Consider the following 17,088-nt stretch of genomic DNA (forward strand, 5'->3'; position numbering starts at 1 on the left):
GTATTATAAGGCAATTCTATAAAGTAGGTGGTGGTTTCTTGTTACTACTTTAGCTTCTGTCAAAAAGATGTTGCATTGTAATACAAATGTTATATACACAAGTCAGCATGTAGGCAAAAATAGCTTTTATTATTGATATCTCTGATGGTTATACAATAAGCTTGGTATAGTGGGTTTAGTATAATATAATGAAGGGGGTTTATGTTCAAGATACAATATCCAACAGATCATCTAAAAAAAGAAGATGTTAATTCAAAGATTACTGAATTATCGGATGAAGTGCAATATATAGAGCAAGCTAGAGAATTTTCTCAACTTAAGCGTTATCGGAGATCTGATGTTGATTCCGAAAGTGGAAGTCAGATTAAGAGAATCGATGTTCCAGGAGACGGTAGTTGCTTGTTTTGGTCTGTTACTATGGCTTACTTAATACCCGTCAGAAACGACGATGCTTTATTTCGACAAAGGTATGAAGTACTATTTGGAAATGATGGAACTGTAACCCAAAATTTAGATCATATTAGAGGTTTGGTTCGGAATTTAGGTGCTGCGAATTATGATGATACATTTGCAAATTTAGTAAGAAACTTATTTCGTAATCGAGTAGTTGATCACATAAGTTCTTATAGAAATGAGTTCAGAGATTTTGTTGAAGGTGATTTTGAGCGTTACTTGGAAAACATGAGGAACCCTGATACTTGGGGAGGTGAACCTGAAATAAGAGCAATGAGTGGAATGCTTAGCGCAACGATTAGTGTTTCTGGTGAAGTTGAGACTCAATATGGTAATGGGGATATTCAAATACAATTATTTCATGTTGGTGCACCAGGTAAACGAAACCATTATAATTTTGGTCTTGAAAGGAATATTATTGATAATGATAAAGAGCTTGCAAAAGGCTTAAAAAGAGTCATGGGTAAAGTAAGACCACAAGACTTTGAGTTAATACAGTTATTGATAGAGGAAGCAGATAAAGAAGTTGGTATAAGCCGGCAAGATGAGGATTTTAAATCTTTTGAACCGAGATTTCAGTCATTTGTGGATCAGATTCCATCTTATTTACACTCTGTAGAAAAAGCAGGGTTTTTTACACACTTCTTCCTAGGTAGTTTTTCTACTTTGTTGGATACAGAGATGGCAAAAAAGCTAGACATCAAGGAGATTTATTTTAGCTTTGACGGTGCAAAGACTTTGAAGGTAGCTATTATAAAAAATGGTGAAATGAAGAGTCAAAAAGATGTGATCGATAAAGTAAAATTATTTGTTATATCAGAAAGTGGTTCTCATTCTTACACTCAAGAGTTTGATCAAGGTGAATTGAAGGAGGTATTAGGCAAGCTTTACTCTCTTATTGAAAATAACCTAGATAAAATTAAAGTTAAATCAATAAAAATCATTAAAGATGCCGGTCATCAGGGAGAAATAGTTGTTGATGTGAAAGATAAAGGAGTAGACATAGAACATAATTCTGAAGTTCAATTTAAAAAAGTGAGAAAAGGGTTATGGAGGGATCCCGAAGTCGATATAGCGAAGCTAGCTATTTCCAATCAGCGAACAGTTAAAGCATCTTTAAGGAGAATTCTTGATAAGATTTACACAATTCACTCCGAATATGCAGACTCACTAATCTATGCTAGCAGAGCACGTGAAGCAGCACATCATGGATTTATGGTAGGCGTTTTCATGAATTTCCACTATAGGTATAATCTTAGAGTTTACCCAGAGCAATTTGCAGGAAGGGGTTATGCAGATATTATCTTGCTGGCTCGTGGTCCTGATCGTGCATTGGATTCTATTCCCATTATTATTGAATTAAAAGCGGGAGCAGGTTCTAATGCTACTCCAGATAAGGCTTTGCAGCAAGCAGAAAAGTATGCACAAGGCTTTCAACCAAATGTTCAGCGAGTTCTAACCACTGCAGATGACATTTTATGTGTTGGTGTCAATCTTGATAATCCATCTCCTATCTCTGATATTAAAGTATCAAATCGTGGAGAAGAAATAATTCCTCTTTTTCAAGATATGCTAAAATCTGCTGATGACTGGGATACGCAAAGGATTGGAACAATAGAATTAAAGGGACAGGTGAAAGATAATCTAGAACGTATTTATCATACGTTTCCTGGTACACCTGAGAAGGGAGATAATCATTATTTTAGTAGGTTTTTACTAGGGCAATCACTATTGTTAAATAGAGTTGAAGATTTAAAAACTGGTTTTAAAAAATACATTTTTATCTATGGAGACAATATACCTACTGAAGTGCATCCTAATCTTCGTAGGCTTAGACGTCCAGCAGCTGAAAGAGCCAGAGAAAGATTGTCAGCTAATCTTGATGCAAGCCATGCAGTTGTAACGATGGTGCTCATTCCAGAAAATATAGAGAAGTTGGTTTATGTGATAAATATTATTGAAGCTAATAGAAAAGATGTTCTGAACATGCTAAATGAAGTGCTCCCTCTTGAGAGGTTAAACAGAGAAATAGGAAATAGAGAAATAGTCGAATTAAATCTTAATTTTGATACTAGATACAAGTCAGATTTTAAAAGATATCTTACTGTTTGGACTGAAAAATATAATTCTTTACAAGAATACAACAATGGAGCTGAGAGATTTCAAGGTACTTTCAAAAAAGTTACTTATCCTAATGAGTTAAAAGAAACATTTGATAAAGCACTAGATATCCAATCCTTATCAATAAGAGGATATAGTAGATTATTAGAAAAAATTGGAGAAGGAATCTTTCCTTTTAAGAGTCTCGTTAATAAAGAAGCTCATTTCCAGGGAATATTGAATGGAGTGTTTAGTTATTATAGTGACTTAAAATTACAGGAATCACCAGAAACTAGAGCATTAGTTTTAACTGAGTTTCAAACTGGTAGAGGGGAACGTATTGACATGCTAGTTCATGGTATTAAGTTTGTGGCTCAAGGTGGAAATGCTGAGGAGTACACTCCAATAGGGTTAGAACTTAAGGCATCAAGGCAGGGTAAAGGGGCTCAAGCTTTATTGAGGGAAGCAAATGATCAAATAAATGAAGAGTACAAAGAAGGTGTTACCTATAAAACACTTACAGATGGTGATGAGGTAAAATTTATCGGTGTTGTTTTCGATAAAGGATCTAATAATCCGAATAAACTTATTTTAACAAGTAGGACAACCGAGGAAGGATTTATTCCTGTTGGAGTAGTTCATAGTTCACATCATATGTTGCCTACTGTAGGGCAGTGTTCTAAAAGAAAATCTTCATCGCCGGAGTATCCACCAAGTAAAAAGCCAAGAAGAGAAAGAAGTGTAAGTATGGCCTGCATAGATTCGTTTGATGAAGAAAAGATTACAAAGGAAGAAAAAAAGCAACGTGTTAAAGAGCTATTTGATATTGATAATGCTAAGGATTTAACTAATGAAATTGTAGATATAGGTCGTGAGCAAGTGTTTGATATGATAGGCAATGCTGATAGGACTGATGTATATGTAAAAGTAAAAGATAACAATGGTAATGATAAAAAATTGATAATAGGTGATATTATAGAAATGAAGAATGCAGAAAGATATTTTGTAGATGATTATAGTGATGGTATTGAGATCTTAGTAAAAGTAGGCAGAGATAAGGATCGCGTTATAAAAGAAAAAATAAAAGGACAAAATATTGAGTATTATTTAAGCATCGATGGCTATGAAGTAAAATTCGATGATATAATTAAAAATTTTACTACAGATGCAGAAAGAGAGAAAATTCATAATAAATTACATCAACTATCAAATGATAAGCAGTTGTTAGAGAATAAAAAATACATTGAAGATATAGGTGATGTTCAAACTAATCAAGATTACTCTAATATTGTAGAGGAAATTAAACAGAACTTGCTAGCAAAAGGTGTTAGGGAAGATACTTTTGATACGTTTAAAAATCATTTTGATGATCTTGGTGAAAAAGTTTTTGCAGATTATATTAGTAATGTAGAAAGCAGCCTTCAAGAAAAAGGAATTGCATTTGATCGTGATAAATTTGATTCAGCGAAAATAAAAGGAGCAAAAGGTGGAAAGTTTTTTTCCATGATGGCTATATATGACTTGCTTGATAGTATAAGTGATACAGCAACACTTGGACGACATGATAATAATGCTTTAAAGCAAGTATTTGGTATCAATGGTATACTAGATGCTATGGATGATGTTAGGACAAGCGTAAGTATTTCTCCTAATAGTAAAGTGGGAAAATTGATTAGTAAGGTACCACAGCCTGTACGTCAAACGTTTGTTAAGATTATCAGTAATCCTATAGTTCAAAGTATTACATTTGCAACTATTGCTTATCAATTTGGATATAGTATAAACGAAATAGCTCAAGGTAATCATCATCCACTAAATTATTATTGGACAGCTAGTAGTGGTATAAAACTAGCAAGCATGAGTATAAGGCCTATAAGTGCAGGAGTTAGTTTTACAATAAAAAGTGTAAGTGCTACTACTAAGATTTTAAGAGGGTTATCTGCTGCAGGCAAAGTTTTAGGTAGGATGTCAGTATTTACTATGGTTCCTGATATTGTGTTTTCATTGCATCAGTCCTTATACAGTAGAACAATGGAAGCGCAAGCAATAGCAGCACAAATTCCTATATCTAATATCGATCGTACTAAAATATTTTTTTCAAATTCCGAAAAAGCAATATACGAAGACTATATAAGGATAAAGGGTTATTTAAATACTGTGAAAAGCAATGCCATAAATTACCTTAATTCTGACCCTAATATAGCTGCAGTTGTACAATATGTTTCTTCCATTCAGGAAAAGTACCATGAGGTAATTACTACCATTAAAGAAAGGACCATTTGTATGGGTAGCGGGATTGGTTGCAATACTGTGTGGGAGTGTGAATTAGAAAAAAAATATGATGGCATCTCCTTTGATGTAACTTCTAATATAAAAACTGATTTATCTTCATTAAATATATCTAGACCTCTCTACTTAGAATTTTATCAGCTGGATGACATAGGCGCTACAAGATTTAAGAGTACTAAAAAATATGAAGAGTTTCTTGCAAAACAAGAAAAGAAAAAAGTTTATTTGATTAGTAAAGAGGCAAAGTACCTTCCCCATATAACTCAAGACGAGTACAATAGCGGGCTGAGAGTCGTAATGGCCCCATCAGGACATTTAATACCACAACATCAATGTAGTGGCATAATTAATGAACAACGTATATTCCGGCCCTACGCTTTGGATAAGGTATATATGCCTTGCAATACTGGCAAAACCTATAGAAACTGTCAAGAGAGCTTTACTCTCTCAGGTGAACCTTTTATTTTTACTAGTCCAACAATAAAAGACCCTAGTAATACAAAAAAGCAAACCTTTCCTAAAGGATCAGTATTATACATTTCAGGACCGAAAACATTGACAGCAGCTGCAAATTATCCAGCAGTAATGCATATTCCAGAGGGTAGTAATATACGTTATATTGGCTCTAAAAACAATGAAACTATTTTTATTATTAATAATTCTATGTCTGGTACCCTCAAAGGTGGAGCAGGAAAAGAAAATACTCTAGTAATGAATGTTAAAGCTAATAATATCGCTGCAAATTTGCATAGTGGAACTATACGTTATGGTAATAGTAATAACATAAGATTGGTTAACACATATAACTATGTATCTAACTCTGACAACAAGCAAAATATTACTACTCACTGTGAAACGAGATTAATTAATGTAAAAAACGCGGAAGTTTGGCAAAATTCATCTAACTGCACAGATAAAGATTATGAAGTTAGAGTGGTCAACAAAGAAAATGTACATCACAGAGGATTGAAGCAAACAGTGTTTATTATTAATGAAAACAGTGATAGTGCTAGGATAGTAAGTGATTTAGGCAGTACAGGAAAAATAAAGGGGAATATTGACGTAATAAGTGTTCAAGTTGCTAATATCACACAGTGGGGAATAAGTGAAGATATAGAAAAGGTCGGCTATAGCTTAGATCTTTTAGCTAATGATACACAAAGTATTGTTTCAAGTACTAAAATCGATGATTTTAAAAATCTAATAATTCAAGTAAACTGTAGTGGAGTAACAGAATCTGTTGCAATACAAGACAAGTCTTTGTTTGATACGGCGGAGGATATTAGGTATCAAAAGTTGAAAAATTCAGGCAATGATATTAGTGGAGAAGTTATACAGGATAGTGAAAAGAAGTTAAAAGCATTTATACAAGCAAGTATTCTAGGTCAAGAATTGCCTAGCACTTACCAAATTGCAAAAGATATTGCTAGTAAGAGTAATTTGGACATACCAATATCTCAAATAGAAGTCATCAAAAATCACATGGGAATACCTAGTGAAAAAGTGATAATTGCTGATATGTACTCAGGTCAGGTAGTTGTTGATTTTAGCTATAATAATTCTGATGTTACAAGTAGTTATCAGAAATATCATAATAATGGAGGAAGCCTTAATTATGATCGCTATATGGTAGCATGTAATCACTATCAAGATGTGACGGTAGAAGGAGAAAAAGGGCAACATCAGTATGTTATCAGACTACCAGATACATTAAATCACGAAATCTCGTTATTCCCCATAAGACTTAATTTAAAAATAAAAAGCAAAGCAGTGCCTTATCAGAACGTACCTTACAATATTATTGATTTTGCTGGGTTGAATGTAACAGATATTGATAGTATAGGTATAGAAGAAGGTGAAAGGAGTTATATAAATGAATGTTATAACAAATCAATCTCTGACCTTACAGAGGACAGTTTAGAGATAAAAGATATTACAGTACTTGATAGCAAAGGTACTAAGTGGTCTTTGTCTATTGGTTTAGTTGATTACTTTAAAAGTCCAGAGCATCAGCAAATTGTATTACAAATGAACAATAAGCTTTATAAAATTGACAGTACAAATTTAAAGCTTGAGCATGTAGAGATGGATCCTAACTCTTTCAGATACTATCAGCCAGATGAACAAGGATTACAGATTTATCATAATCAACCTATTGACAAGAATGATGTTGGGTTGGTTGATTTTAGAGATAAGTCTATATTGGGTTTTGATATGGAGATTGTTGATGATAGTTTAGTGCTATCATATGGAAATAGTACCATTGCAAAAGTGGAGAATTGGAGTAATTATCAGCCTGCAAGAGAAATGATGTTCGCTTTTAATGATACAATGGTTTCTAATGCGGAATGCATATTCTCTGCTTGTAATTCAGAAGATATTATAGAGGACTTTAATAAGGAGAAAGTGACTTTATTAAAGGAGCAAATGTTTGATGCTATAGTGCGAGATAATATTAATGAAGCTAAAGATTTAATTAGAAAAATTGAAAGTATTAATATTGAAAGTAGGCATGAATTAACACCTTTGTACGTTGCTATTCAAGCAGGTAGGCTGGACATAGTAGAAATTCTTTTTGATAGGAAGCATTTTAGTGTTAAAGATAAAGACATCCATCCCCTGCACTGGGCCGCTCAGCAAGGCAATTTGAATATAGCTAAGTTTCTTGTGGATCAAGGTGCTGATATTGGAGCTAAAGATAATAATGGTAGAACTCCTCTGCGTGTAGCCGCTTATAGTGGTGACCTAGATATGGTCAAATTTTTTTTTGATAGGAACATGAATATTGAGGTTAAAAATAATGATCCATATAAGGTGATGGGAGTAGTTGAGGGCGTAAAGAACGAAATTATTAACCAAGCAGATACTGCACCTAATGTAAAAAGATGGGCAGAGTTTTTTGTAGAGAAGTTAAGATATTCAATAAAAAGTGTAGCAAAAGAGAAGCTAAAGGATGGCATGTTGCATAATAGGTATAGTTCAGTTAATGAACTTGCTAATGAAATTTATAAATCAGATGGAAAGCTGTTTGATGATATAATTAAAGAAGTTGTAGATGATGCATATGGAAGAGTAGATACGAAAAAAATATTAAGCTGTGTACATAATCATGGTGATATTGGTCAGTTGATTTCAGGTTACATAGCTGTATTTGATGCAATGCAAAAGAGTGGTGATCTAAATGATAATGCAATATTTAAGTTAGCTTCTTACATTAAAGAAGCAATGGAGATGAAGGATTATCCTAATGTTCCTTTAGAAAAAAGATCTAGCCTTGAAAAGCTAGAAAATAGATTACCAAAATCAGTAAGGAATGCAATATTTGCTTCAAAAGTATGTATTAAGAATGTTTATCAGGGTGAATATTTATATGCTGCTAACAAATGTTTCAATTATGATAATGACAGACGAATGGCATTTACTTGGACTCCAAAGAATGAAAAAAATGATAAGTTTAGGTGGAAGATTAAACTTGATGGTGACAATTTTTATATAGTGAATGTTGCATTTAATGAAACCTTGTATGCTGCTAGTAACTATTTTAATTATGATAATGATAGACGAATGGTATTTACTTGTATTTCAGGAGGAAGAGTTGCACGAGATGTGTGGAAGCTTGGACCTGATGGTGATAACTGTTCTATAATGAATGTTAAGCTTAATGAATATTTATATGCTGCTAATTATGCTAAATATGACAATGATAGGCGTAGAGTATTTACTTGGATTCCAGGAGGTCAGGTTCCGCAAGGGATGTGGGTGATTGAAGATTGTGGGTCTAATGTAAGAAAAGTGAGAAATGCAGATGCTGGTTCTAGTTTAGATATAGTAAAGGTTTCAAGGCAAGCACAATTAGATCATGCATTGTTGAATGTAACAAAAGTTGGCAATATTAGTGAAGTAACAGGCCTTGTTAATCAAGGAGCTAATGTTAATACTGAAGACAGAGATGGTAATACCCCTGCACGCAATGCTGTATTAAAAGGTCACTTTGGTATATTTAAATACCTTGTTGAAAATGGTGTTAGTTTAGAGGGTAAAGATCATCGTTGTGGTCCCTCTATATGTGATGCTTCTTATAGTGGTAATTTGGATATACTAAAGTACCTTATTAGCAAATGTGTTGATATTAATGATACTGATAAAAATGGTTGGACACCGCTACATTTTGCTGCATGGAGAGGCTACTTAGAAGTTGCTAACTTTTTAATAGAAAAGGGTGCTGATATTAACGCTGAGAACATTTTTGGCAGAAAACCTATACACATTGCCGCTGAAAACAATAACAAAGACATTATAGATTTTTTTCTCAGCAAGGGAATGAGCATCGATGATTTTGATAGATATGGTCGAACACCACTATACTGTGCTTCTTGGAATGGTCACTTGGGTATAGTAAAGTACCTTGTAGATAGGGGAGCTGACGTTTATACTCAAGACAAAGGTGGTAAAACATTGCTGGATATTGCTACTGATCAAAAACACAATAATATTGTAGAGTATTTAAAACAAGTGCAATTAGATAAAGAATTATTGATTGCAGCACAATATGGAAATCTTAGCAAAGTTGAAGATCTTGTAAGTCAAGGGGCTAGCTTAAGTGCTAAGTATAGCGATGGCCGAACTCTTATGCATTGTGCTGCTTATGGGGGCGAGCTAAATGTAGTAAAATATCTTGTGGTAGGTGAAAAGAGTAGTTTAAAAATTAAAGATAATAGTGGTAGAATTCCCCTTCACTATGCTGCTTACAATGGTAAACTAGATATAGTAAAATATTTTATAGACGAAGAAAAAATTGATGTTAATATTAAAGATCATGGTGGCTGGGCGCCTCTATATTATGCTTCTTGTAGTGGTTATTCTAATGTAGTAAACTACCTTGATAAAATACATAATTTAGATTTGATAAGTAACTTACAAGAAAATTCTGCGTCTTTAGAAATCCCAAATAGTAATAACATTGAGGTTCAAGACAAACTTGGTAGAACCCCCTTACATCTTGCTGTCAAAGCAGGTGATCTGAGCAAAATAAACCTTCTTTGTGATTATGGTGTTAATATTGAAGCTCAAGACAATTTTGGTTGTACACCAATTTTTTTCGCTATTCGATCAGGAAAATTGAATGTAGTGAGTCTTGTTCTTTATTATGGTGCTAATATTAATGCTCAAGATATGTATGGTTCTACGCCTTTACACTATGCTGCTCAAGAAGGTAACTTAGGTATGATTCAGCTTCTTCTTAGTAGATGTGCTAGGATTGAGCTTCTAGATAGGAATGGTTGGACACCTATACTTTTTGCTGCTCGAGAAAGTAAATGGAATGCAGTAGAACTTCTCGTTAGTAAGGGTGCTAAATTTAATAATGAAATAACGTATCAGGGAACACCTTTACATTTTGCTGTTCGAGAGGGTAATTTGGATACGGTTAAATTTCTTATTGATAAAGGTGCTAATATTGAGTCTCAAGACGACTATAATAACAAACCTTTACATCTTGCTGTTAGGGTGAACAGATTGGATATAGTAAAATTTCTTCTTGATAAGCACGCTAACATTGAGGCTAAAGACATGGATGGTGATATACCTTTAGAATTGGCTATTCAAAGTGGTTACAAAGATATAGAGGAAGTTTTAAGGCAAGCACAATTAGATCTAGATAAAGAATTATTGAATGCTGCAAAAAGCGGAGACCTTGATAAAGTTAAAGAATGTATAAAACGGGGTGCTTATATTAATACTAAGAGTAGTAATGGAAGGACTTCTCTACACTGGGCTGCATTTGAAGGTTGCTTACCAGGAGTAGAGTATCTTATAAAGGAAGTTGCTGACATTAATGCTAAGGATAACACTAGTAGGGCTCCTCTACACTATGCTGCTAGAAATGGTCATTTAGATGTAGTAAAATACTTTATAGAAGAAGGTGCTAACTTTGATGTTAAAGATAAAGATGATAAAACACCGTTGGATCTTGCCTCTTGGCAAAAACATAATGATGTTGTAAAATATTTAGAGGAAATCAAAGAAGAAAAAGACAAAACTGTTCAACGCAAACGCCGTCATCACCATGGAGATCATAGTCGTCATCATAATCACCTATCGCGTAAACCTCTTGCTATAGATTTAGGTGATCGACCTGAGATAGCAACAAGTAGTGGAGCAAGACCATCTTCATGGATAAATAATTTGTTTAGTTGGGTAAAAAGCTCTGTAGGTGGATTATTAAATTCTAAACCTACATTACCTGAGGAAACATCAAGCACTTCAAGTCCAATATCACAAGTAGATGCAAAAATGGATGTAAATGGTTCAATAATGTTATTTGACTTATTGATTAGAAGGGTTACAGGTCAGAAGTATATTTCCACAGTAGTTCAGTCTATATCACCATTAGAAGCACAGGGCTATGCATTAAATATTATAGAGGAATTTGAGAAAGTAGTAGAGCAAGCTGGATTAAAAAGTGGTGTATCAATGCACCGGTTAAATATTGATTATATGGGAATGCAGAAAGAGATTACTAGAAAAGTCATGAGTGGTAAATTTGATGAGGTTTCAGGGATTTTAAGCTCATATGTAGAGAAAGCGTGCCCTGGTAGAGAAGCAGGATGCCCTGGTAAATTAAGCGAGAAAAGGTTTAATGAGTTTATGGCTAAATTTAATAAAGGATTAGATGTAACATTAAATCAATCAATAGAGCAGATATTACACAATGGAGGTGATACATTAGAGGTTAATAATATAGAAGAACAGCAAGGACCTAGGAGTTATTTAAATAATACTTCTATTCAAGGCCATTTGACTCGGAATAAGGTTAAATTAATTTCTTAATCTCATCTAAAGAAAGGCCGGTTATTTCAGCGATAACATCAATAGATACACCGGCCTTGAGTGAGTTTTTTGCAACTTCAATTTTACCTTCAATTTTACCTTTTTGATGTCCGATGAGGATGCCTTCATGAAGTTTTTCTTCAAGACTAGATAAATAATCATCGGTACGTTTCTTAGCTTGGTCATAAGCAAGACGTTCTTCTTTACTCCAATTATATTGGTTCAGCTCATCATAAGCCCTGCCAATAATTAAATCACTTCCTATTATTTTTTTTAGATCATCTTCACTTGTTTCACCGGCGTGTTTAAAAAAATAACACCATTTCTCTACTACATTTTCTAATTGATCTTCTCTTTTTTTAAATTTAGGTAACTCTATAAAAGTAAAACTAAAGTCTTTGAGATCATGTTCAAAAGTTATCTTATCAAAAGTAACATGATCAGACTTATAAGCTAGCTTATTAGGAAATAAGATAAAATCGGCAATGGCAATAAAGATAACGCCTTTAAGATCATGATACTGATCACCTACATCAGCTTGACTTGAATAGGCCTTAGCGGCATAGTATTGGGCACGTTTTTCAAAGCCAGTAGTTTTAGCGACTTGCATCTCAATTATTGTTTTTATGCCTGTAGAATCAACACAGAGAACATCAACAATGCTTTGCTTTTGAGAAGCAATGACAGGGTCTTGAATGGGACTGAGAAAGGAGACATCTTTAATCTTATTGTCATCGGTAAGACCTAATATATCATTAAGAAAGTGAATAAGAATATCTTTATTTTTTTCGGTACCAAAGATACGGCGAAAAGCTATATCATTGCGAGCATCAAGAAACTTCGAAAGAGCCATGAGAAAGTAAGTTAAAAAGTATTAATGATTATACACAATTGTGAAGAAATGTTCAACGTTTTTATGCTGAAGTCTATTAAAGTGGTAAATTTAGCTAAATTTCAAGAGTTGGCAAAAAACTACCTTCATAGATGACCCTAGAATGCTACTACGCATCTTAGACTGTCCTTTTCTATATCTTTTTATCACCCTTCTGTAAAGTGCCTTAAAAGACCAGCAAATGGATATCATGAATTTAAAGCTGTGGGAGACATCAAATTGGTGTATAAAAACACGAATCTACAACGACATCGCTTAAGGAAATCAGTATCTATTAATATATTAATTTATTCATAAAAAAATAAATAAAAAAGATTGAGAAATTGATTTGACTTCACTCGAAAGCTATGGCTCTATGCCAATGCTGATAAAAAAAACAGCAGTAAATATTTAAAAAAAGTTTGTTGTTAGTGAAGGGTAAATTATATGAATAAAAGTAAAGAGGAAATAGAATTCAGAATATTAGAAAGCAAAGGCAAAGCACTACTTGACCATGAAATAATGGAAACATTTCTAAGTGCAGTGCATGAAAGGCCACAAGCTCAAGAAATTGCTAAAAATCTGGTGAATACTTATACGGGAGTAGGAAGGATTTTAGGTAGAGAAATGGATGACCTGAAAGTTATAGAAGGAGTGACTGATTCTGCAGTAGCAATGATTATGTGTGTTAAGGAAACACTAGAAAGGGTACTGAAAGAAAAGCTTAAGAGTGAGCCAATAATGGACTTACAAGGGCTAGTAGAATATTTGAACGTAAGTATAGGTCATGCAGAGAGGGAATGTGTAAAAATATTGTATTTGAATAAAAGGCGCCAATTAATCGGAGAAGAATCGTATATTGGTGAAATGGAAAAAGCACCAGTATACATAAAGGAAATTACAAGAAAAGCATTAATAAAAAATGCAACATTAGTAATAATGTCACATAACCATCCTGGAGGGAGTTTAGAACCATCAGAAGAAGATCAAGAAGTAACGAAGAGCTTAGCGGCAGCATGTAGTACTGTAAGCGTTAGATTATTTGATCACATTATCATCACAAGTACGGGCTATTTTAGCTTTCGAGAAAACGGATTGTTATAGCAGAAAGTATTTGCAAATCTACTCACTATAATTTATAATGAGTAATAAAATGTATAATAATAAAGTTTATTGTACGCTTAAAAAGTATTTTTAATAGTGAGGATAATATGGGTAATAAAATAATTGTACCTTTTGATGACAAAAAAGGAAGCATCTACGAATTAAACGTTGATCTTGATAGATTATCAAAAGGTGAGATGTTAAATGCTATTGTAGGAATTGGTCGTACTAGCCAGCAGCCTACCTTTGTAAGCAAAATTAATAAGGCTAAAAAGTCTCAAGAAATAGCACCTTTCCCTGGTAGAGAAGTTCGCGAAAACAAAATCAACTATGGGAAAGGACTTGACTACATATATGGCACAAAACCTTTAAATGATCAAGCAGAAGATTTAAATCCATTTACTTCAGCTTTGCAAAAAATAAAGCCAAGTATAAGCGAAAGCGAAAAGTTGAGCTGGTTTAAGAGTGCTGTGGTAAGAGCAAAAAGTTTAAAAGAGATGAATAAAATTATAGATGAAGTAATAGATGATGGAGCAAGGCTAAATGCATGTAATGATGGGGAATGGAGTTTCGCAGAGTATGTAGTATTAGGTACACATTTTCATAAATTTGATAAGGTTGATCGTAAAAAGGTAATACGTAAATTAATGTTAAGCGGTGCAGAGTTTCATGATACTCTACTACAGAATAAACTGATAGGTGAAATCTATAATGAGCTACAACCAGAAGTTCAGCCACAGATAGATAGGCAGCTAGAAGAACTAGAGAAGGCTAGCGAAAGTGCTGTGCAAGAAGGAGAATTAATAGATATCGAGATAGACAATGCAACATTATATATAGAATTTTCTGAGGACAGTAAAGTAGAGGTTGCCAAAATACTGAGAGAGTTAGGAAGTAATATTTTAAAAATTGGTAATGATGCAGTTGAGGTTAAAAGTGAGAAAGGAGGTGTAAGAAACTATACCGATATGTCAAATGGCAGCTCTGTCATGTTAGAGTTTCCTACGAGCATTGGTAAGCTAAATGTTATATTGTACCACGATGTAAAAAAATATGATCAAGTACAAGTCAGAGTAGAAAACAAGGAAATGTGGGCTGAGTTACAAAAAAGAGGCGAAGAAATTGGAAAAAATTGCCTCTTTGGGGGAGTGAAGCTTAAGGAAGTGGTAGAAAGAGGTAATTTCACTAGATGTGGCATATGGAATGAAAAGTATGCTATAAAAGAGATTAGCAATGATGAAGTATTGTCTTCATGGGTAAATAGGGTATGTGGAGGTAGTAAAGAAACCTTTAGGGAACTTTAATGCGTCTACAGCAAACTTTAAGGTTCCAGAGGTTTTTTCTACCGTTATATCTGAGCTATAGTAGAAAATATTATACGCATGGTTGTTTTCGTGGAAAAAAGTCTAGACTGTGAAGTAAGGGAAAAAGTAAAAAATTGGAGGTTAGAGAGAGGTTATACTCAGAAGGATTTAGCTGAGAAAGTTGGTGTAAAGTATTGGGTGATACTGCAATATGAGAAAGGGAACCGTAGAATTTCAATTGAAAGGTTGTATGCTATAGCTGAGGCACTATCAATCAGTATTAGTGATCTTATTCCTGTATCAAAAAGCTGTCTTGAAGATGAGGGAGAGGAAATATTAAATCTAGTAAGAAAATATAAAAAGATTAACGATCAGGAGTTACGTAAGATGTTTTGTTTGCTAACCAAATTTGTCAAAGTTAGTGAGAAAAGTAGTAGAAAATCGGAAAAAATAAAAATTGCAAAGAGTCTGGTTAAAGCAGGAGTTTCTGTTGATATTGTTGCAAAAACAATTGGTCTGTCTGCTGATGAATGTGTTGAAGAAAAAGTTGGTTCTATCTACTACCAAATAGGAAAAAAGATAAAAGAATGGAGGGTATTACGGGAGTATACTCAAAAGGATTTGGCTGAGAAAATGGATACAACACGTGACGAAATAAGCAACTATGAGCAAGGAAGGACTGCTGTTCCACTTGATAAATTATATGAAATGGCAGAAGCATTATCGATTAATATTACGGATCTACTAATAGAGGAAGGGAGTAAAGTGAAAAATGAGCTACCTGATTTGATTAAAGAATACAAAGAAATTGAGAGCCAAGAACTACGTAATGCACTAATAAAATCTCTGTTTGAGGGAATACGTATTTGTGAGGAGAAAGTGAGAGAGATAGAAAGAATTAAAGTTGCAAAGGATCTAGTAAAAGGGGGAATTTCTATTGATATTATTTTGCAATCGGTAGGTTTACCTGTTGATATAGTTTTAGATGGGTAGCTCGTGGAAAAATTATAGTAATAGAGTTTTTTTCTTAAATGGAGGTATATGTGTTTGTTTCTGCAAGCAATGTTAGTTATGGAATAGGGCAAAAAATAGAAAATTGTAGGTTAATGCGAGGTCATACTCAAATAGGATTAGCAGGTCAAGTAGGTTTAACATACCAAGAAGTGAACAGCTATGAGAATGGTTATACTCCTATTCCAATTGGAGTACTATATGTAATAGCAAGAGTATTATCAGTTAATGCTGTAGATCTATTACCTAAACCAATAACAGTAAGAGAGTATAAAGATGAAGACGAAGAAATACTCTATCTAACGAAAATATACGAGAATCAAAAGTTAGGTAAGATAGTACCTTCATTAATCAGGTTTGTTCATATCAGCGAAAAAATCAATCAAGAAGAGGCAAGGTTGGAAATAGCAAAAAATCTAGTGAAAGAAGGGGTTTCAGTTGACATAATTTCCCAAGCAACCGGCTTATCTATCTACGAGTATGATAATACAGAGAGAGAAATCTGCACTGATTCTATATATTACAGAGTAGGGCAAAGAATAAGAGAATGGAGATTGATAAGAAGGTATACTCAAAAAGATTTGGCGGATAAAGTTGGTTTAACACTCAAAGAAATACACGAGTATGAAAAAGGATACACTGCCATATCATTTGATAAATTATATCAAATAGCAGAAGGATTATCAGTGAATATTAAAGTTCTGCTACCTAAAACAAGAGAAAGCAAAAAGCTATTGAGTTTAATGGATGAGTACGGAGAACAAGAATCATTAGTCAAATCTCTATCTGAAGATATGAAAAGTGGCAAGGAAAAAGTTAAAAAAGCAGAGAAAATCAAGATTGCGAAAGATCTAGCAAAGGCAGGTGTTGCTAGTGATATTATTGTGCGAGCAAGTGGCCTAACTGCTGATGAGTGTGAAAATTGAATTGTGTTAAATAATATATTAAGATACAAGTAAAAGTAGTTATATACTTAATATAGATAAAGGTTGCAAATAATCTACTTATGCTGGACATTTCTATCGAGGAGCTTGAAAATCATGCTTTCAAAACTTAACCTGGATTAAAGATTTCAGTAGTTTACTTACTCATAAATAATACATTAAAATATCAATAAAAAATAATTAT

At 33.5% G+C, this 17,088-nt stretch carries 6 protein-coding genes; 5 read left to right on the forward strand and 1 reads right to left on the reverse strand.

The genetic code is table 11. From position 1 onward, the window contains the following. Positions 1-201: 201 nt before the first annotated feature. Positions 202-11,670: an ankyrin repeat domain-containing protein gene (locus tag ACQH3L_RS04790; RefSeq protein WP_425383801.1), complete on the forward strand. Its 11,469-nt coding sequence runs from the start codon at positions 202-204 to the stop codon at positions 11,668-11,670. On the opposite strand, the gene ACQH3L_RS04795 is transcribed toward ACQH3L_RS04790, so the two are convergent. Next, positions 11,654-12,523, reverse strand: coding sequence for an Rpn family recombination-promoting nuclease/putative transposase (locus ACQH3L_RS04795; RefSeq protein WP_208571569.1), 870 nt, complete (start codon positions 12,521-12,523; stop codon positions 11,654-11,656). The genes ACQH3L_RS04790 and ACQH3L_RS04795 overlap by 17 nt on opposite strands. 465 nt (positions 12,524-12,988) lie before the next feature. Here ACQH3L_RS04795 and ACQH3L_RS04800 point away from each other — a divergent pair, with 465 nt between their 5' ends. From ACQH3L_RS04800 to wmk (ACQH3L_RS04815), 4 genes are all read left to right on the forward strand, one after another. Then, complete coding sequence (locus ACQH3L_RS04800) at positions 12,989-13,645, forward strand: JAB domain-containing protein (RefSeq protein WP_425384680.1); 657 nt, start codon at positions 12,989-12,991, stop codon at positions 13,643-13,645. A 107-nt stretch (positions 13,646-13,752) separates the two neighbouring features. Continuing rightward, complete coding sequence (locus ACQH3L_RS04805; RefSeq protein WP_425384681.1) at positions 13,753-14,949, forward strand: hypothetical protein; 1,197 nt, start codon at positions 13,753-13,755, stop codon at positions 14,947-14,949. Positions 14,950-15,027: 78 nt separating this feature from the next. Continuing rightward, complete coding sequence (gene wmk / locus ACQH3L_RS04810; protein WP_425384682.1) at positions 15,028-15,942, forward strand: WO male-killing family protein Wmk; 915 nt, start codon at positions 15,028-15,030, stop codon at positions 15,940-15,942. Between the two features lie 38 nt (positions 15,943-15,980). Then, positions 15,981-16,886: a WO male-killing family protein Wmk gene (gene wmk / locus ACQH3L_RS04815; protein ID WP_425384683.1), complete on the forward strand. Its 906-nt coding sequence runs from the start codon at positions 15,981-15,983 to the stop codon at positions 16,884-16,886. Positions 16,887-17,088 lie beyond the last annotated feature (202 nt).

Source organism: Wolbachia endosymbiont (group A) of Sturmia bella, from assembly GCF_964030905.1.
In the GTDB taxonomy this organism is placed as follows: Bacteria; Pseudomonadota; Alphaproteobacteria; order Rickettsiales; family Anaplasmataceae; genus Wolbachia; species Wolbachia pipientis.

Coding starts and splice junctions, on each gene's coding strand:
- wmk (WP_425384683.1), top strand. CDS start 15,981: ATGGAGGTATATGTGTTTGTTTCTGCAAGCAATGTTAGTTATGGAATA.
- ACQH3L_RS04795 (WP_208571569.1), bottom strand. CDS start 12,523: ATGGCTCTTTCGAAGTTTCTTGATGCTCGCAATGATATAGCTTTTCGC.
- ACQH3L_RS04800 (WP_425384680.1), top strand. CDS start 12,989: ATGAATAAAAGTAAAGAGGAAATAGAATTCAGAATATTAGAAAGCAAA.
- wmk (WP_425384682.1), top strand. CDS start 15,028: ATGGTTGTTTTCGTGGAAAAAAGTCTAGACTGTGAAGTAAGGGAAAAA.
- ACQH3L_RS04805 (WP_425384681.1), top strand. CDS start 13,753: ATGGGTAATAAAATAATTGTACCTTTTGATGACAAAAAAGGAAGCATC.
- ACQH3L_RS04790 (WP_425383801.1), top strand. CDS start 202: ATGTTCAAGATACAATATCCAACAGATCATCTAAAAAAAGAAGATGTT.